This window comes from Streptomyces kryoterrae (assembly GCF_054072135.1).
Genome location: NZ_CM133358.1, coordinates 556,742 through 572,832 on the forward strand (window position 1 = coordinate 556,742; position 16,091 = coordinate 572,832).

At 71.2% G+C, this 16,091-nt stretch carries 16 protein-coding genes; 8 read left to right on the plus strand and 8 right to left on the minus strand.

The features are described from left to right. Window positions 1-101: 101 nt before the first annotated feature. Together ACW4TU_RS01985 and ACW4TU_RS01990 are read left to right on the plus strand one after the other, a co-directional pair. The gene (locus ACW4TU_RS01985) at window positions 102-458 is read left to right on the plus strand and encodes a DUF485 domain-containing protein (RefSeq protein ID WP_457430657.1); all 357 of its coding nucleotides are present in this window, start codon (window positions 102-104) and stop codon (window positions 456-458) included. Beyond that, a complete protein-coding gene (locus tag ACW4TU_RS01990; RefSeq protein WP_457423965.1) occupies window positions 452-2,056 on the plus strand; it encodes a solute symporter family protein in 1,605 nt (534 codons plus the stop codon). The genes ACW4TU_RS01985 and ACW4TU_RS01990 overlap by 7 nt, the downstream gene beginning before the upstream one ends. A gap of 48 nt (window positions 2,057-2,104) precedes the next feature. Here ACW4TU_RS01990 and ACW4TU_RS01995 read toward each other — a convergent pair whose 3' ends face one another. The 3 genes from ACW4TU_RS01995 to ACW4TU_RS02005 all read right to left on the minus strand — a co-directional run bounded on the left by ACW4TU_RS01995 (window position 2,105) and on the right by ACW4TU_RS02005 (window position 4,077). Continuing rightward, entirely contained in the window at window positions 2,105-2,734 is a 630-nt protein-coding gene (locus ACW4TU_RS01995; protein ID WP_457430659.1) for a DUF6629 family protein, read from the minus strand. Window positions 2,735-2,835: 101 nt separating this feature from the next. After that, on the minus strand, window positions 2,836-3,663 hold the full coding sequence (locus tag ACW4TU_RS02000; RefSeq protein WP_457423967.1) for a methyltransferase domain-containing protein: 828 nt from the start codon (window positions 3,661-3,663) through the stop codon (window positions 2,836-2,838). A gap of 45 nt (window positions 3,664-3,708) precedes the next feature. Next, on the minus strand, window positions 3,709-4,077 hold the full coding sequence (locus tag ACW4TU_RS02005; RefSeq protein WP_457423969.1) for a DUF6479 family protein: 369 nt from the start codon (window positions 4,075-4,077) through the stop codon (window positions 3,709-3,711). A gap of 169 nt (window positions 4,078-4,246) precedes the next feature. On the opposite strand from ACW4TU_RS02005, the gene ACW4TU_RS02010 reads away from it, so the two are divergent. Then, on the plus strand, window positions 4,247-4,867 hold the full coding sequence (locus tag ACW4TU_RS02010; RefSeq protein ID WP_457423971.1) for an L-threonylcarbamoyladenylate synthase: 621 nt from the start codon (window positions 4,247-4,249) through the stop codon (window positions 4,865-4,867). 81 nt (window positions 4,868-4,948) lie between these two features. Beyond that, window positions 4,949-5,155 (plus strand): hypothetical protein, encoded by a 207-nt coding sequence (locus ACW4TU_RS02015; protein ID WP_457423973.1) that lies wholly within the window; start codon window positions 4,949-4,951, stop codon window positions 5,153-5,155. Between the two features lie 109 nt (window positions 5,156-5,264). On the opposite strand, the gene ACW4TU_RS02020 is transcribed toward ACW4TU_RS02015, so the two are convergent. The 3 genes from ACW4TU_RS02020 to ACW4TU_RS02030 form a co-directional block, all read right to left on the minus strand. Further along, window positions 5,265-7,187, minus strand: coding sequence for a DUF2264 domain-containing protein (locus tag ACW4TU_RS02020; protein WP_457423975.1), 1,923 nt, complete (start codon window positions 7,185-7,187; stop codon window positions 5,265-5,267). Beyond that, window positions 7,184-8,215 (minus strand): hydroxyacid dehydrogenase, encoded by a 1,032-nt coding sequence (locus tag ACW4TU_RS02025; RefSeq protein WP_457423977.1) that lies wholly within the window; start codon window positions 8,213-8,215, stop codon window positions 7,184-7,186. The genes ACW4TU_RS02020 and ACW4TU_RS02025 overlap by 4 nt, the downstream gene beginning before the upstream one ends. A 157-nt stretch (window positions 8,216-8,372) precedes the next feature. Beyond that, a complete protein-coding gene (locus ACW4TU_RS02030) occupies window positions 8,373-9,503 on the minus strand; it encodes a substrate-binding domain-containing protein (RefSeq protein WP_457423979.1) in 1,131 nt (376 codons plus the stop codon). Window positions 9,504-9,775: 272 nt separating this feature from the next. Here ACW4TU_RS02030 and ACW4TU_RS02035 point away from each other — a divergent pair, with 272 nt between their 5' ends. The 3 genes from ACW4TU_RS02035 to ACW4TU_RS02045 are packed head-to-tail and all read left to right on the plus strand — an operon-like array spanning window position 9,776 to window position 13,290. Continuing rightward, window positions 9,776-10,666: an MHYT domain-containing protein gene (locus tag ACW4TU_RS02035; RefSeq protein WP_457423981.1), complete on the plus strand. Its 891-nt coding sequence runs from the start codon at window positions 9,776-9,778 to the stop codon at window positions 10,664-10,666. Window positions 10,667-10,686: 20 nt separating this feature from the next. Further along, a complete protein-coding gene (locus ACW4TU_RS02040) occupies window positions 10,687-12,228 on the plus strand; it encodes a metallophosphoesterase family protein (RefSeq protein WP_457423983.1) in 1,542 nt (513 codons plus the stop codon). A gap of 30 nt (window positions 12,229-12,258) precedes the next feature. Continuing rightward, the gene (locus tag ACW4TU_RS02045) at window positions 12,259-13,290 is read left to right on the plus strand and encodes an LLM class flavin-dependent oxidoreductase (RefSeq protein WP_457423985.1); all 1,032 of its coding nucleotides are present in this window, start codon (window positions 12,259-12,261) and stop codon (window positions 13,288-13,290) included. 7 nt (window positions 13,291-13,297) lie between these two features. Here the strand turns inward: ACW4TU_RS02045 and ACW4TU_RS02050 are convergent, their stop codons facing one another. Further along, on the minus strand, window positions 13,298-14,299 hold the full coding sequence (locus tag ACW4TU_RS02050; protein ID WP_457423987.1) for a TauD/TfdA dioxygenase family protein: 1,002 nt from the start codon (window positions 14,297-14,299) through the stop codon (window positions 13,298-13,300). Window positions 14,300-14,473: 174 nt separating this feature from the next. Here ACW4TU_RS02050 and ACW4TU_RS02055 point away from each other — a divergent pair, with 174 nt between their 5' ends. Then, on the plus strand, window positions 14,474-15,115 hold the full coding sequence (locus ACW4TU_RS02055; RefSeq protein ID WP_457423989.1) for a hypothetical protein: 642 nt from the start codon (window positions 14,474-14,476) through the stop codon (window positions 15,113-15,115). A 6-nt stretch (window positions 15,116-15,121) separates the two neighbouring features. Here ACW4TU_RS02055 and ACW4TU_RS02060 read toward each other — a convergent pair whose 3' ends face one another. Further along, complete coding sequence (locus ACW4TU_RS02060; protein ID WP_457423991.1) at window positions 15,122-15,910, minus strand: IclR family transcriptional regulator; 789 nt, start codon at window positions 15,908-15,910, stop codon at window positions 15,122-15,124. Between the last annotated feature and the right edge of the window lie 181 nt (window positions 15,911-16,091).

Below are 16,091 nucleotides of genomic sequence, written 5' to 3' on the forward strand. Positions count from 1 at the left end.
AATGCAGCGGAGAAGGTGCGTTTATGTCCAGTTATTTCACGCGGCCCGACGAGCCGCCCGTATACGGCCCGACATACACCGAACCCACTCCGGAACGGCTGATACACAGCCATCCTGAATTTCAGTCAATGCGGAAGGGGTATCGCCGCTTCGCGGCGGTGTCGACGGCACTCTCCGTCGGCGGGTTCCTTCTGTACATCCTGTTGTCGAACTTCGCGCCCGGCATCATGAATCAGCCGCTCGCCGGTCATTTCACCCTCGGACTGGCGCTCGGACTGGGGCAGTTCCTGGTGATGGTGGTGACCGCCTGGCGCTATGTACTGCGCATGCGCACCAGCTTCGATCCGGTCGCCCGAGAGCTGCGCGCCCAGTTGGAACAGCCTCGGACCGGGCAGCACCGTCCGGCCGAGCAGGCCGGTGTCCGTCCCCGGAGCGCGAGGGAGTACCGCAGGTGGTGACCATCGGTGCCGGTGTCGTCGACCCGTTCAGCCGGCAGCTGACCTTCGTACTGTTCCTGTCGGTCGTCGTGGTCACGCTCTTCGCCGCACTGCTGATCGCCCCGCAGCGCGACGAGGTCGGCGAGTTCTATCTCGGCAACCGGGAGATGTCGCCGCTGCGCAACGGGCTGGCGATGTGCGGGGACTATCTCTCGGCCGCGACCCTGCTGGGCAGTACTGGGCTGGTCGCCCTCACCGGCTACGACGGGCTGTTGTACCTGTGCGGCACCACGGTCGCCTGGATGATGGTGATCCTGGTGATCGCCGAACCACTGCGCAACTCCGGCAGGTTCACCCTCGGGGACACCCTGGCGCTACGGCTGCCCCAGGGCGGACGAGCGGTCCGGCTCGCCCTCTCCCTCTGCACGCTGACCATCTGCTGCCTCTATCTGGTGGCCCAACTCGTGGGCAGTGTCGCCCTGTTGACCCAGTTCACGGGTGTGCCGAGCACCACGACCCGCACCCTGTGCGTCGTCGTCATCGGCACCATCGTCATCGTGTACGCCTCGCTCGGCGGTATGCCCGGCGCGACGTTCATCCAGATCGTCAAGGCCGTGATGCTCGTTTCCGGCGTCGCCGTCACGGCCGTCATGGTGCTGCACCGCTTCGACTGGAGCTTCGACGCGCTGCTGGACGCCGCCACCGAGAACAGCGGCATCGGCCAGCGGTTCCTGGAACCGGGTCTGCGCTACGGCGCGAGCACCACCAGCAAACTCGACTTCCTCAGCCTCCAGTTGGCCATCGTGCTCGGACTCGCCGCACTCCCCCACGTGATGATGCGGCTGCTCGCCCCGCGCTCCTCCAACGTCCTGCGCTCCTCGGTCGTGTGGGCCGCGGGCCTGGTCGGCTTCGTCTGTCTGGCCGCCGGCATCCTCGGCCTGGGTGCCACCGCCCTCGTGGGCCGCGAGTCCATCATCGACACCGATCCGAAGGGCGACGCGGCCGTCCTGCTGCTCGCCCAGTCCATCGGCGGCGGGATACTCACCGCGCTTCTGTCGTGCCTGGCCTTCGTCACGCTGCTCGCGGTCGCGGCCGGTCTCACCCTCGCGGCGGCCTCGTCCCTGGCCCACGACCTGTACGGCGAGGTCATCCGCAAGGGGCGCGCCACCCAGGCCGAGGAACTGGGCGCGGCCCGGCTGGCGGCGGTGCTCATCGGCATGCTGGGGATGGCACTGGCCCTGCTGTCGTGGGAGACCAACGTCTCGACGCTCGCCTTCCTCGCGTTCGCCATCGCCGCGTCCGCCTTGCTGCCCACACTCCTCTACAGCCTGTTCTGGCGCCGTTTCAACTCCCGGGGCGCGCTGCTCAGCCTGTGCGGCGGGCTGGTCTGCTCGGTGCTTCTGGTCGTGTTCTCGCCGGTGGTCTCGTCGACCTCCTCCTCCGTCTATCCGTCGGCGGACTTCGCCTGGTTCCCGCTGCAGAACCCCGGCATCGTCTCCATCCCGGCGGGCTTCCTCCTCGGCTGGCTCGGCACGGTCCTGACGAACCGTCAGGAACCCTCCTCGTTCGAGGAGTTCGAGGTCCGTGCCCTCGTCGGAGCCGGGGCCGACACCGAGTAGGGCGTACGGCTCCCATGGCTCGGCCGGCTCCCGTGGGGACCGGTCGCGTCAGTGCCCTGGCAGCGGGCGTCCGCGTGCCCAGCCCAGCAGGACCAGGGAGCAGAGCGCGGCGAGGGCGCACCAGGTCGACATGAACTCCAGTCGCCACAGCGCCCAGCACACCGGCGCCCCCGCCCCGGCCAGGATCCCGAACAGCACCAGCCGGCGGTCACCGGAGAGCAGCAGGGAGCCGACCGTGGCGAGCAGATAGCCCGTGATGACCGGCCCGGAGTGGGACAGGTGGATGCCGTACCCGACCGTGTGGCCGCAGATGTCCGCCGTCACCCGGTGGGTCGCCAGGTCGTACGCGAATGCCGTGCTGGTCATGATGCCCACGGCCAGTGGCAGCAGGAGGCGGTGTCTCACCCTCCTGGGCGCCGCGCACAGCACGGCCGCCGGCACCCACAGGGCGAGCAGCGGGAGGGCGATGGCGGTCCAGAGCATGGTTCCCGGGCCGGTTCCGCCGTCCGCGCGCCAGACCAGGGACTCGACGATCTGGTGGGCCCCCAGGAGCAACGGCAGTGCGGCCAGCGGCAGATCGCGGCCTCGGCCCGCCCGGGCCACCGCCGCCACGCTCGCCACACCCACGGCAGAGATACCCACGCCCGCCACCAGGTCAGCCGTCGCACTCCAGCACATCACGCCGCCACAGGGTCCGTCGTCGCAGGCCTCGGCCTCACAGCGCAACACGACCCGACACCGGCCGCACGCCGGGCGTCGACGGACTCCCCCGGGGGAGGTCAGGCCGGGCGGTGCGCCACGACCGCGAACATCGTCACCGACATGTGCAGGGCACCCCGCTCCGCGGCCTCGGTCAGCGCCGCGTACAGGCCGTCGCGCTGCTCCTCGGTCATCAGTCCGCGCCGCACGGTCGACTCGCCCATCATGCGGACCAGGGGCCAGGGCACCACCTCGTTGTCCTGGAGCAATGCCTGCGAGCCCTGGTCGTCGATCAGCAGCCCCGCGGCGGACAGCTGGTCCGGAAGCCGGCGTCCGGAGTACGGGTTGGCCGCCGCGGCCAGGGCTCCCGCCATGAGTGCGGCCACCGCGTCGGGATCACCGGGGTGCAGGAGGGCGGTCGCCCAGTCCGAGTCGATGAGCACCACGCGTCCGCCGGGGCGCAGGACCCGCGCGATCTCGCCGACGGCCTTGTCCGGTTCGGACAGGTGTTGCAGGACCCGTTCGCACCACACCGCGTCCACCGTGGCGTCGCGCAGCGGGAGGGCGAGCGCGTCACCGTCCAGGAAGCGGGCCGTGCTGCCGGCCACCGCCGCCCGCTGCTCGGCGACCTCGCGCAGCGCCGGGTTCGCCTCGATGCCCACAGCGTCGCCGGACGGGCCGACGGCCGCCGCCAGGGCCAGGGTCTGCGATCCCGCGCCACTACCCACGTCGATCACTTGTTCGCCCGGACGTGGGTCCAGCGCGCTCTGCGCCCAGGCACGCAGCCGTCGTACGCCGTCGGCCCCGTCCTGCGCGTCCAGGGCCGCCACGAGCCGGCCGACGTCCGCCGTGGAGAAATTGCCTGCGTGGAACTCCGAGGTGGGCCGTGTGTCCGGTGTCTCCCCCATGCGGCCCACTCTAGGAGCAGGGTCACGCACGAACCACCAGAAGGGTCACTTCCGACCCGGGCCGCCGCTGCCGGACGACCAACGCGGGCGGGTCTGGTCCTCGCCACGTTTCGAGCCGGAGGAATCGAGGTTGTGCGGATCGATCCGCACCTCCTCCCCCGAGGTGTGCGGCACCTCGTTGGGCTCGCGCATCTCCCGCTCCTCGTGCACCGGCCCGGTCTCCGGCAGCCTCGGCTGCTCCTCCGGCCTGGGCCGGGGCGACTCCGCCTCCTTGGCCTTCACTCCCAGCCGGACGGCCCAGATCAGCAGGGTCACCACGACCAGGCCACCGGCGAAGGCGGCGATCACATTGAGTACGTTGCTCGATGCGGCGAGTACCTGTCCCGCCTCTGCTGCTGCGTCTGCCGTGTTCATGGTCGCCGAGTGCCCCGGAACCGTCCGGCTACTCACACCCCCCTCTGCGACAGCCACCCCTCGGCTGCCGGAGGGGACGCGGGCACGGGGGGTACGACCGGAGCCCCGCTGTCCGGTCGCCGGTCCGGGTCTGCGCGGGTTCGGTGGCGCGACGGCATAAGCTCGTTGGATGGCAAGGTACTTCGACGTCCATCCCGACAATCCGCAGCCCCGCACGATCAGTCAGGTCGCCGACAGCATCCGCTCCGGCGCGCTGATCGCGTATCCGACGGACTCCTGCTTCGCGCTGGGGTGCCAGCTCGGCAGCCGTGACGGCATCGACCGTATCCGGTCGATCCGGCAGCTCGACGACCGTCACCACTTCACTCTCGTGTGCCAGAACTTCGCGCAGCTCGGCCAGTTCGTGCAGGTCGACAACGACGTGTTCCGGGCCGTGAAGGCGTCCACGCCGGGCAGCTACACGTTCATCCTCCCGGCGACGCGCGAGGTGCCGCGCAAGCTGCTGCACCCGAAGAAGAAGACCGTCGGCGTACGCATCCCCGACCACACGGTCGTGCAGGCCCTGCTGGCCGAGCTGGGCGAACCGCTGCTGTCCAGCACGCTGCTGCTTCCCGACGAGAAGGAGCCGCTCACGCAGGGCTGGGAGATCAAGGAGCGGCTCGACCATGTCGTGGACGCGGTCGTCGACTCCGGGGACTGCGGCACCGAGCCGACGACCGTCATCGACTTCTCCAGCGGCGAGGCCGTGATCGTGCGCCGGGGCGCGGGAGACACGTCACGGTTCGAGTGACGGCTCCCGGGCGCGGTGCGGGGTGCGCTCGGGGCGTGGGCTGTGCATGGTGGTAGGAGTCCGGTCGAGCAAGGAGACGCCATGTCGATCCAGCACTCCGATTCGCCCTCTCCCTCCGACGACACCACGACCCCCGACGCCCTGCTGCACACCGGTGCCGAGCACGGCGCGTCGGCCGAGGACCTGGTGCTCGCGACGGGCCGTGACCTCACTCCGCGCAGTCTCGCCTGGGCGGAGCGGAAGCTGGCGGAGGAGGGGACTGCGGCGATGGACAAGCTGTTGCCGTGAGGCCCCCCACCCGTCGTGTGGCTCTTCGGCCGCGGGCCGGTGGAACCTCGTCGCGCCCACGCCCACGCCCACGCGGCGGAGCCGCAGATCGCCGCAGCCCCGCGCCCCTTCAGGGCGCCTGCGCACCGTGCCGCACAGTCAGCGGCTCGAAGGTGATCGTCGTTCTGGCACCGTCCTCGGCCCACCGCACCTCGACCGACGTGCCGGTCACCTCCACCCCGGAGACGACGCGCTCGGGTACGAGGGGTTCCGGGTCGGCCGTGAGGGCCGCCAGGGCGACGTGCAGTGAGGTGCCGGACGTCTCGCCGGTCAGTCGTGGGACGAGGGCCCAGCGGGTGTAGGCGGTGCCCTGCGGGGCCCGTGCCTCCTCGGCCTCGGGGGTCCAGCCGTACAGGCCGTGCAGCGCCGACGTCACCTCCTCCTCGGGGCCGGTCGCCCAGCCCGTGTGTGTGACGCGTGCCCCGGCCGGAGCGCCGGTCACACGGTGAACCCGAAGCTCGTGGCGGCCTCGTACCACCGTCACGCTCTCCACCTTCAGCCCCGGCACCATGGGCGGCCCGGCGGTGAAGACCGGGCGGTGCCAGGACGCGGCCCAGCCCCAGCCGTCGCCGTGACCCGCGCCCAGCGGGTGGATTCGGCGGCGCACACTGCCCCGGCCGCCGGTCTCCACGGAGAGGTGGTTGTCGGCGAGGTTGGCGGGGGCCGTCGGGCCGGAGTGCGTCGAGTAGGCCTGGCGGCCGTAGTGCGGGTCGTCCTCTGCCGCCGTCTCGCCCTCGTGCGGGCGGACGTGGTCGCTGCCGTGGTTGTGCAGCCGTACGATCCCGTCCGCGCGGGTCGACTGCACCAGCAGCCCCGGTGCGGGCAGTGCCAGCACCCGGTCGCACTCCTCGACCGGCGCGGGCTCCTCACGGGCCGTCCACAGGGGGGCGTCGGCGGGGGCGAGCAGGGAGACGAACGCCTTCGAGGCCCAGTAAGGGGACGCCGGGCCCGAATAGGTCTGCAGGGTGGCCTGGTGGGGGCCGTGCCAGCCGAGGGTCAGGAGGCCGTCCTCGGTCAGGGCGCCCCGGTCCAGGAAGTGGCGGAGGCTGCCGCTGATCAGCCGGCGGCTCGTCCCCGGGCTGAGCGGGGTGTGGCCGGTGAGGGCGCCGAGGCCGACGGCGGCGGAGGCGGCGAAGCGGTACGAGAGGGAGCGGCCGAAGTGGATCGGGGCACCGTCTGCGCCGAACATCAGCGCGAATCCGTCGAGGTGTTCGCGCAGGCGGGGGCCGTAGCGGGCGGACAGTTCGTAGTCGTCGCCCAGGTGGGCGTCGAGTACCGGGTACAGGTGCAAAGCCCAGCCGTTGTAGTGGTCGAAGGCCCGGCCGTCACCGTCGGCGTACCAGCCGTCGCCCCGGTACCAGGTCTCCATCAGCTCCAGGGCCCGCTCACGCGCCCTGGCCGTCTCCGCGTCTCCGCGCCCGACCGACTCCAGGAAACCGGCGACCGTATAGGGGAAGAGGTACCAGTTGTTCGGGGCGGGCGAGTGCCGCAGCGAGCCGCGCAGCCAGGCCTCCGCCCGGTCCTGTACGGCGGAGTCGAGCCGTTTCCACAGCCAGGGCGCCGTCAGCCTGAGGCCGAGGGCCACGGAGGCCGACTCGACCATCGGCTGGCCCTGCACGTCGTGGTCGAGGATGAGCGGCCAGGACTCGGTGTCGTCGCGGCCGGGGGTGAGGGTGCCCGCCGTGAGCCCCTGGGCGTACCGGTCGAGCCAGCCGTGCGGGTCGTCGCCGCCCGCGCCCGCCACGCGGAAGGCGGCGGCCAGGAAGGTGCGGGCGTAGCCTTCGAGCCCGTCGGAACGCACACCCGAGCGAGACGGGACGCCGGGCAGGTCGAGCAGGGCACCACCGGGGGTGCTCCAGCGCCACGCGGCAGCCAGCAGCCCATCCGCCACGGCCTCCCAGTGGGCCCTCGTGTACCCGGTGTGAGGGCTCGACTCGCGGTCCTCGGGCGGGAATTCGAAAGGCATGCTGCTGATGCGGGGCGTGCTGCTCATGCGAGGAAGGCCAGCCTTTCGCGTCGGACGGGATGGCGGAAGCCCGCGCCGGATGCCCAGTGTTCCGTCTCGGCGACGGCGAGGTCGGCCAGGCGGCGCCACTCGTTGCCCTGGGAACCGGCGAGGTGGGGGGTGAGGAATGCGTCGGGGCAGTTCCACAACGGGTGTTCGGGCGGCAGGACTTCGGGGTCGGTGACGTCGAGCACGGCGCGGATGCGGCGTTCCCGGACAGCGTCGGTGAGGGCGTCCTGGTCGACGACGCCTCCCCGGGCGGTGTTGATGAACACGGCGCCGGGGCGCATGGCATCGAGCAGGGCGCGGCTCACCAGGCCCTGGGTGGTGGGCAGCAGCGGGGTGTGCAGGCTGACCGTGTCCGAGCGGGCGAACAGGGCGTCCAACTCGACGCGTTCCACACCGAGTTCGGCCACATCCGCGTCGGTGACGCAGGGGTCGTACAGCAGGATGTCGAAGTCGTGGGGGCGCAGCAGTTCGATGACGCGGCGGCCGATCAGGGAGGCGGAGACGATGCCGACGGTCCGGCGGTAGTTGCCGATCGTGCGGGAGGTGCGCAGCCAGTTGTCGCGGGTGTGGGTGGCGGCGTAGGCGTGGGCCCGTTCCAGGACCTGTTTGCCGGAGAGCAGGATCATCGCGAGGGTGTACTCGGCGACCGGCAGGGCGTTGGCGGCGGCGGCGGACGACACCTCGACGCCGCGCTCCCAGCAGGCGTCGGTGACATGCGGGCGGACGCTGCCCGCCGTGTGCACGATCGCCCGCAGCCGGGGGGCAGCCGCGAGGACGCGGGCGTCGAGTACGGGGCAGCCCCAGCCGGTGACGAGCAGGTCGACGCCGGCGAGGATCTCGCGTGCGCGGTCGGTGCCGAAGTCGTCGAGCACCGGGAGCGGGGCGAGGTCGCAGACGGCGGCGAGGGCGGTCAGCGCGGCGGGGTCGAGGACGGCGGTCGCGGCGTCGGGGGACATGGCCAGGGCGGCACGGGGGCGGAAGCCGGGGCCCGGCGAGGACACGGTCATACGGGGTCGACTGCTCCTTGGTGGTCGGGAACTCCGGTGCGGGAGCCGCTGTTCGGCACGGTCCCGGCGAGCACGGACCGACGGCTACCGGGAATCCTGATCGGCGCAAGGAAAACGGTCAAGATATCGATCAGAAGAAAATAAAGCGGTCAAACGCTCAATCGACGTCAGGTGTGGAGACCGAGGAGGTCAGCGCCCGTGTCGACCCGCGCACCTTCAGTTCCGGCAGCAGCTCGATCCGGCGCACGGGCGCCGCCCCGCTGCCGCGCGGGTCCCGCAACCGATGCAGGAGCAGTTCGGCTGCGGCCCGGCCGACCTCGCCCTTGGGCGGGGACACGGCGGTGAGGGGGGTACCGCCGAGGGCGGCCACGACGTCGTCGTACGCGACGACCGAGCAGTCGTCCGGCACCCGGACGCCATGTGCGGCCAGGTCCTGGACCAGCATCAGCGCGTCCACGTCGCCGTGCAGCACGCACGCCGTGGCGTCCAGTTCGCGCAGGACGCCGGGCAGGTCGACGGCCGGACGGTCCGCGCCGGCCGTGCGGTCGGGGCCCGCGTCGGACGAGCTGAGAGTGAGGGTCCAGGCGTCGAGTTCCGGATGGGCTCCGGCGATCTCGGTGACGGCGGCACGCAGGGCCCGTGCGGTGGGGCTGTCGTCCCGGGCGGCGAAGACGATCCTGCGGTGACCGAGGGCGACCAGGTGTTCCACCGCGAGATGCGCGCCGTACCAGTGGTCGGAGCAGACGGAGTCCAGAGCGTGCAGTGCGCCGCCGGGGCGCGGTCTGCGCTCCATCAGGACGGTCGGTACGCCGAGCCCGCACAGCCACTTCGCGTCGGCCTTCTCGGCGGCGAGGGCGCGCCAGCGGGGGGCGATCAGCACACCCCGGGCACCGTCCGCCAACGCCCGCTCCACCAGTGGCTGTTCCGCGCCCGCGACCTGCGGGGCGATGTGCAGAGCGATGCGTACGCCGGCCTCCTCCAGGACGGGGCGGGCGCCGTGCAGGGTCTCGTAGAGGTAGGAGTGGCGGGCGGGTACCACCACGACGACGGTGTCGCCGTCCCCGGACGCGGTGACCGGCGCGGACCGGGTGTCCGGCACCGGGAGGGTGGAGCGTGCGATGCCGTGGCCGCGCCGCAGCCTGCCCTCGCGGGCGAGTTCCTCCACGTCCCGGCGGACGGTGACCACCGAGACCTCCAGCTCGGCGGCGAGATCGGTCACCCGGGCCGCGCCGCGCGCCCGCACGGCGGCCAGGATCCGCTGCCGCCTCAGTTCGACCGGCTCGCGCATTCCGCTCGCTCCCTCACGTCCGGACGCACCGACGTACGCGCGCACCGGAATGTTCGTTTGAACGCTTTGGCGCGCAGCATAGCTATCAGCGGGTCAATCGGCAGCATCGCCAGCGGAACCAATAATTCCGGCCGAACTTCATCCCTTATCGACCGATCTTGACCATCAGTCAAACAAAATTCACCGAGTACCCGCGGTAACTGCTTGCTTTGTGCGCACATGCGGAGAGAATTTCACCTCTCAACGTATTGCGTCTCGGGGGGATTTGGCATATGCAGGGAACAATTGACGGGTTCAGTTACGGGTTCGTCACACCTGTGGCCGCCTACATCATGGCCTGCCTGGGAAGCGCCCTGGGGTTGCGCTGCGTGGTCAGAACGCTGCTCAACCAGGACTCATGGAAACCGGGTTGGCTGGCACTGGGGGCGGCGGCCATCGGGTGCGGAATCTGGACCATGCACTTCATCGCGATGATCGGGTTCCAGGTCGAGGAGACTGCGGTCCGCTACGACATCGGGCTGACGGTCACCAGCCTCGCCGTCGCGATCGTCGTTGTCGGTATCGGCGTGTTCGTCGTCGGTTATCGCGGCGCCACGCCCGCCGCGCTCTCCGCCGCCGGCATCGTGACCGGTCTGGGCGTCGCCGCGATGCACTACCTCGGTATGGCGGCGCTCCATCTGAACGGGACGATCCACTACGACGCGGTGACCGTGGGGCTCTCCCTGGTGATCGCCATCGTCGCCGCGACCGCCGCGCTGTGGGCGGCCGTCTCCATCCGGGGCTTCCTGACCAGCCTCGGGGCGAGTCTGGTGATGGGTGTGGCCGTCAGCGGTATGCACTACACGGGTATGGCCGCCGTCAGCGTGCATCTGCACGAGACGTCCGCCAACACCTGGGCCGGCGACTCACCGACCTCGCTGCTGCTGCCGATGCTGATCGGCCCCATCATCTTCCTGCTGCTCGCCGCGGTCGTGGTGATGTTCGACCCGCTGCTGGTGCTCGGCGACGGGGAGTGGGGCGCAAGGAGCCCCCGGCAGGAACCCACGTGGCAGACACACCGGACAGCGCGGATACCGCAGCAGCCGGCGGCCCCGGACACGGGACAGCGCTCTCCCAGCCGGCAGCGGACACCGGCCCCGCCCCGGACGGATCTTCGCCTGTAGGACATTGCTACGGTGCCCCGATGGTTGACTCTTCACGGACTCACTCCTCCCGCGACACCCCGGAGGGCGCCGGCTGGGGCCTCGAAAAACCGGGCAGCTACCCGGAGTTGATGCCGCGTCGGGTCGAGAAGCTCTCATGGCTCAACCCCCGGACGCTGTGGCCCGCCCGCAACGGCGTGCTGGCCTCCTGGTTCGGCGACCCCACGGGCCGGACCCGAAGCCGCTGGGCCGAACAGCGGACAGCCGCGGGCGCTCCCGCCGACAAGGTGATCCGGCGCAGCGACCCGGACCGCTTCTCCTTCATGGTCATCGGCGACACCGGCGAGGGCGACGCACCCCAATACGCTGTCGTACCAGGCTTTCTGACGATGAGTCAGAACACGGCGTTCACCGTGCTCGCCAGTGACGTGATCTACCCCGTCGGGGCGACCGACGACTACGGCACCAAGTTCTTCCGCCCCTACCAGGACTACCCGGCGCCCATCTACGCGATACCGGGCAACCACGACTGGTACGAGGACCTGAACGGGTTCATGCGTGTGTTCTGCGATGCCCCGCCCCTCGCGGCGGCCCCCGCGCCCCGCCCGCTCACCCCCGCCTGGCTGCGCTCGCTCCTGTGGCACCGGCCGAGCGCCGTCGACGAGCAACGCCTGGCCGAGGCGGCCAAGTTGCGCTCGGCCCCCGCCCAACAGGCCGTCCAGCCCGGCCCGTACTGGGCGATCGACGCCGGACCGGTGCGCGTCATAGGCATCGACACCGGTCTGCTGGGGACGCTCGACGCCGAGCAGGGCCGCTGGCTGCGGGAGGTCTCCTCGGGTCCGGTCCCGAAGATCCTGGTCACCGGGTCGCCCCTCTACGTGGACGGGGAGCACCACCCCTGCCCGATCGAGGGCGGCGGCACGGTCGACGACCTGGTCCGCGATCCGGAGCGGAACTTCGTGGCCGCGATAGGCGGCGACATCCACAACTACCAGCGCTATCCGGTGGTCGTGCACGGCCGGACCATCCAGTATGTGGTCTCAGGCGGCGGCGGTGCGTTCATGCACGCCACCCACACCATCGAGCGCGTCTCGGTCGCCGACGTCACCGAGGACGACTTCCGCTGCTACCCCCTGCGCGGCGACTCGCTGGCCTTCTACAGCAGGGTCTACGGCCGTCGGCTGCACCTGCGCCGCTTCTTCACCCTCACCGAGGCCGAGGCGGCGGCCGTGGTCGCCGAGCGCCTGGGCATTCGTCCGACGCGGGCCCCGGGCGAGCCCGTCCGGCTGACCTGGCGCATCCGGCTGGTCGCCGGTCTGCTGGGCACGGCCCGCCGTCCCGGCCGCACCCGGCATCTGCGGCTCCCGGTCCGGAAGGCGTACACACAGCTGTTCTCGCCCGGTTCGGCGACGTACAGCCCACCGTTCTTCAAGAGCTTCCTGCGCCTCGACGTGTCCCCCGAGGAAGTCCGGCTGCGCTGCTTCTCCGCGACCGGCAAGCTCAGGCAGGAGCTGGATCCGCCGGTCGAGGACGAGGTGGTCATTCCGCTGACCAGGCCGCCTGGCACAATCGGCGATGTGTGAACGTCCGTACGACGATCGTTGGAGGAGCCCGTGCCCACCCCCTCACAGCCGCTGCGCAAACTGGGGTTTCTCACCATCGGGCTGTTCGACGGAGACGATCCGCGGGCGGGGCACGAGTCGACGCTGGAGATCATCGAGCTGGGTGAGCGGCTGGGCTTCGACAGCGCGTGGCTGCGCCACCGCCATCTCCAGTACGGGATCTCCTCCCCGGTGGCCGTTCTCGCGGCTGCCTCCCAGCGCACCCGCCGGATCGAACTGGGCACCGCCGTCACCCCGCTCGGCTGGGAGAACCCGCTGCGCCTGGCGGAGGACTGGGCGACCGTCGACATCCTCTCCGGTGGCCGGCTCAACCCGGGTCTGAGTGTGGGCCCGCCGATGAACTACGACCACGTCAAGGGCGCCCTCTACCCCGACACGGCGGACACCGAGGACTTCAGCTACCAGCGGGTCGAGCGGCTGCTGGACCACGTACGCGGGAAGGCTGCCAGCGACTTCAGCGGGGTGCAGGGGTTCGAGGTGTTCTCCGACCGGGTGCAGCCCCACTCCCCGGGGCTCGGAAGCCGGCTGTGGTACGGCGGTGGGAGTCTGCGGTCGGCGCAGTGGGCCGGTGAGCACGGTATGAACTTCCTGACCAGCAGTGTCGTCAAGGCCGAGGGCGACGAGGAGTCGCCGGACTTCGCCGAGATCCAGCTCGCGGGCGTCCGGGCCTTCAGGGCCCACCACCCGGACGGCGACCGGGCCCGGGTCTCCCAGGGCCTCGTCGTCATCCCCACCGACAGTGCCTCACCCGAGCAGCGCGCGAAGTACGAGGAGTACGCGGCGAAGCGGCTGCCGCGGACCGCGTCCCCGCAGGGTCCGGCACGGCTGATGTTCGCGCCGGACCTCGTCGGCACATCGGCGGAGATCGCCGAACGCCTGTACGCGCACGTGGCGTTCCAGGAGATCGACGAGGTGGCCTTCGCGCTGCCGTTCACCTTCGGCCACGAGGACTACGTCCAGATCCTCACGGACATCGCGACCCGCCTCGGTCCCGCGCTGGGCTGGCAGCCGGCCACCGGCTGAAGTGCCCTCACCACCGCCCGGGTTCGGTGCCGGTGATGGGCTCCGACGGCCTGCCGTCCACACCGGCCGGGATGTCGCCGGTCAGCATCACGCGGTGCATGACCCGGGGGTGGCCGAGGTGGGCGTTGTCGCTGGGGGCCAGGTGGATGGTGGCCCGGTTGTCCCAGAAGGCGACGCTGCCGGGCTCCCAGCGGAATCGGACCGTGTACTCGGGCCTGGTCGCCTGTTCGAGGAGCAGCTCCAGGAGCAGCCGGCTCTCCGCCCGGGAGACGTCCACGATCTGTTCGAGGTAGTAGCCGTTGACGAACAGCACCCGCTCCCCCGTCTCCGGGTGGACCCGCACCAGCGGGTGCACCGAGGCGGTCTGGTGGTCCAGCAGATGCCGGAGGTACGCGTCGTCGCCGGGCCGCGCCTGGTAGCCGACGCCGAGCCGGTGCTCGGCCCTGAGGCCGTCCACGAACTCCCGTACGGGCGCGGAGAGTCCGGCGTACGCGGCGGCCAGGTTGGACCAGGTGGTGTCACCTCCGTACGGCGGTACCGTCTCGGCGCGCAGGATCGTCGCGGCGGGCGGGTCGATACGCGCGCCATGGTCGCAGTGCCAGCCGCGCAGCAACGAGTGGCGGCGCCGCTCCAGCCACTCGGCGTGCTCCATGCCGTAGCGACCGCCCAGCTCCAGCCGGTCGGCGGTCGTCTCGACCTCCGGGAAGTCGGGCGGTGAGGCGCCACCGCGCCGGCCGAGGACGACCGGCTCGCCGAACCGGCGCGCGAAGGCGATGTGCCCGGCGTGGTCCAGCCGCTGGCCGCGGAAGAACACCACCTTCCAGCGCAGGACGGCCGTTCTGATCGCGGCGACCACGGCGTTGTCGAGGGGCTCGGTCAGGTCGACTCCCGAGATCTCGGCGCCGATGTGTCCGGCGACGGGCGCCACCTCCACTCCGGCGGTGTCCGCCTCCACCGACTCCTGTGCGGTCGGCGGTACTTCGCCGTTCGTGGCCCGGTCCGTCCGCATGCACGCTCCGATCGTGGGTCCGTCGTGTCGGTCTCGCTGGTGAGCGTGCCAGTATTCGGCGGGCGTGGCGACCTGGCGTCGCGCTTCGCCGGCCGCCCGGTACATCAACCCGCGGGTCCGTGGGGGCTGGTCGCAGGGCTTCGGCGCGGCGGGCGCGGCCGGCAGGCCGCGACGATGACCGCTGCCGCATCCGATGTCCCCGAGCCCAGTGCCTTCGTCCGACGCCTGCCTGCCGGGGAACGGCTGCCGACGCCCGGGGACCCGGTCACCGCGTGGGAGACCTTCCCCTTCGAGCCGTTCGAAGAAGAGCTGCGGATCGAGCCGTTGCTGCCTCCGGTGCTGCCCGAGCCGGATCGCGACGGCGAGGCCGGGCCCCGAGTACTGCATGATCTGCGCAAGCCCCACACGGACGCGCTCTGGGCGGACGAACACTGGCGGTTGGACGCGGTCGGCGAGGTGCGGCTGCCCGCCGTCGTGCTGCTGCAGCCGCGCGACCACTACGACCTGGGTGACCTGCCCGCCGCCCGGTCGGCCGAGCTGGGCCCGCTGCCGCAGCGCGCCGAGCGGGCCGTCCTGGCTGTGGACGGCGTCGCACGGGTGCACGTCAACCGGGTGCACGTCAACCGGTGGGACGGCGGCGCCCACCTCCGCTTCTGGCTGTTGGCCCGCCCCGCCGGCCTGGCCCAGTTGCGCGGCATGTTCCTCGCCCTGTGGGAGGAACTCCTGCCCCCGGTACCGGAGTCGGAACGGCTGCGGGCCGCTCGGCTGATCGCGCGGGCATTGGCGGCCGGGGGCGGGACGGCGTACGTGGGGTAGGGCGGGCTACGCGCCCACCCCCGCCATCCGCCACCCTTCCGTCCGGTCCTGCTGGGAGACCGCCTCGGCCGTGGCCATGACCAGTGGGACCAGCCGGGACGGCTGGAGCATGTTCACCGGGCCCACGACGCCCACCGACGCCACCACTGTGCCGCGCGCGTCGCGCACCGGGGCCGCGATCGCTCCCCGGCCCTCGCGCAGGGTGCCGCACACCATCGCGTAGCCTTCGCGCCTTGTCCTGCTCAGATGATTCCTCAGCGTGGTGCCGTTGGTGATGGTGGCGGCGGTGTACGCCCGCAGCGGGCCGGCGCAGATCTCGTCCTGCAGAACGACACCCGCGTTCGCCAGCAGGACCAGGCCCGTCGCTGTCACGTGCAGGGGGAGCCGGCAGCCGGGGTCACCCCAGTACGCCGTGAGACCGGGGTCGCTGGAGAGGAAGGACAGACAGACGCTCTCCGTTCCGTCGCGCAGGGCGAGGACCGCCGCGCCACCGGACTGGCCCTGGAGTTCCACGAGGTGGGACTGCGCGGCCTCGGCCAGGCCCGAGTAGCGGGGGGCCAGCGTCGCCGTCTCCCACAGTCGAAGGCCGATGCTGTAACCGCCTTCTTCTCCTCGTTCCAGTGCGCCCCAGCCATGGAGCTTGTTGACGATGCGATGGACCGTGGCGACCGGAAGATTGGATCGCCGGCTGATGTCGCTCAGCGTCAGGGTGCGGTTGTCGCGGTCGAAGACGCCGAGGATGCTGAGCGTCCGGTCGACAACCGAGCGCTCGGGGGCGCCTGGGTGAGTGGTCATCCCGTCAACTTCCCTTCACCTGCACATCATGTGGGGGCGGTTACTCGTGCATGTGCCAGAAGTGATCTGGCAACGGGCGGCCACGCCTATCATTGATTTTTAAAGAAGCCTGAGAAAGGTCGATTCCGGAACGCTCATGGTCGATTTCGCTTCGTTACCGATCCCCGTGATCCCCTACACC

Coding starts and splice junctions, on each gene's coding strand:
- ACW4TU_RS02000 (WP_457423967.1), bottom strand. CDS start 3,663: ATGGGGGAGACACCGGACACACGGCCCACCTCGGAGTTCCACGCAGGC.
- ACW4TU_RS02015 (WP_457423973.1), top strand. CDS start 4,949: ATGTCGATCCAGCACTCCGATTCGCCCTCTCCCTCCGACGACACCACG.
- ACW4TU_RS01995 (WP_457430659.1), bottom strand. CDS start 2,734: ATGTGCTGGAGTGCGACGGCTGACCTGGTGGCGGGCGTGGGTATCTCT.
- ACW4TU_RS02020 (WP_457423975.1), bottom strand. CDS start 7,187: ATGAGCAGCACGCCCCGCATCAGCAGCATGCCTTTCGAATTCCCGCCC.
- ACW4TU_RS02010 (WP_457423971.1), top strand. CDS start 4,247: ATGGCAAGGTACTTCGACGTCCATCCCGACAATCCGCAGCCCCGCACG.
- ACW4TU_RS02050 (WP_457423987.1), bottom strand. CDS start 14,299: ATGCGGACGGACCGGGCCACGAACGGCGAAGTACCGCCGACCGCACAG.
- ACW4TU_RS02040 (WP_457423983.1), top strand. CDS start 10,687: ATGGTTGACTCTTCACGGACTCACTCCTCCCGCGACACCCCGGAGGGC.
- ACW4TU_RS02060 (WP_457423991.1), bottom strand. CDS start 15,910: ATGACCACTCACCCAGGCGCCCCCGAGCGCTCGGTTGTCGACCGGACG.
- ACW4TU_RS02025 (WP_457423977.1), bottom strand. CDS start 8,215: ATGACCGTGTCCTCGCCGGGCCCCGGCTTCCGCCCCCGTGCCGCCCTG.
- ACW4TU_RS02035 (WP_457423981.1), top strand. CDS start 9,776: ATGCAGGGAACAATTGACGGGTTCAGTTACGGGTTCGTCACACCTGTG.
- ACW4TU_RS02005 (WP_457423969.1), bottom strand. CDS start 4,077: ATGAACACGGCAGACGCAGCAGCAGAGGCGGGACAGGTACTCGCCGCA.
- ACW4TU_RS02030 (WP_457423979.1), bottom strand. CDS start 9,503: ATGCGCGAGCCGGTCGAACTGAGGCGGCAGCGGATCCTGGCCGCCGTG.
- ACW4TU_RS02055 (WP_457423989.1), top strand. CDS start 14,474: ATGACCGCTGCCGCATCCGATGTCCCCGAGCCCAGTGCCTTCGTCCGA.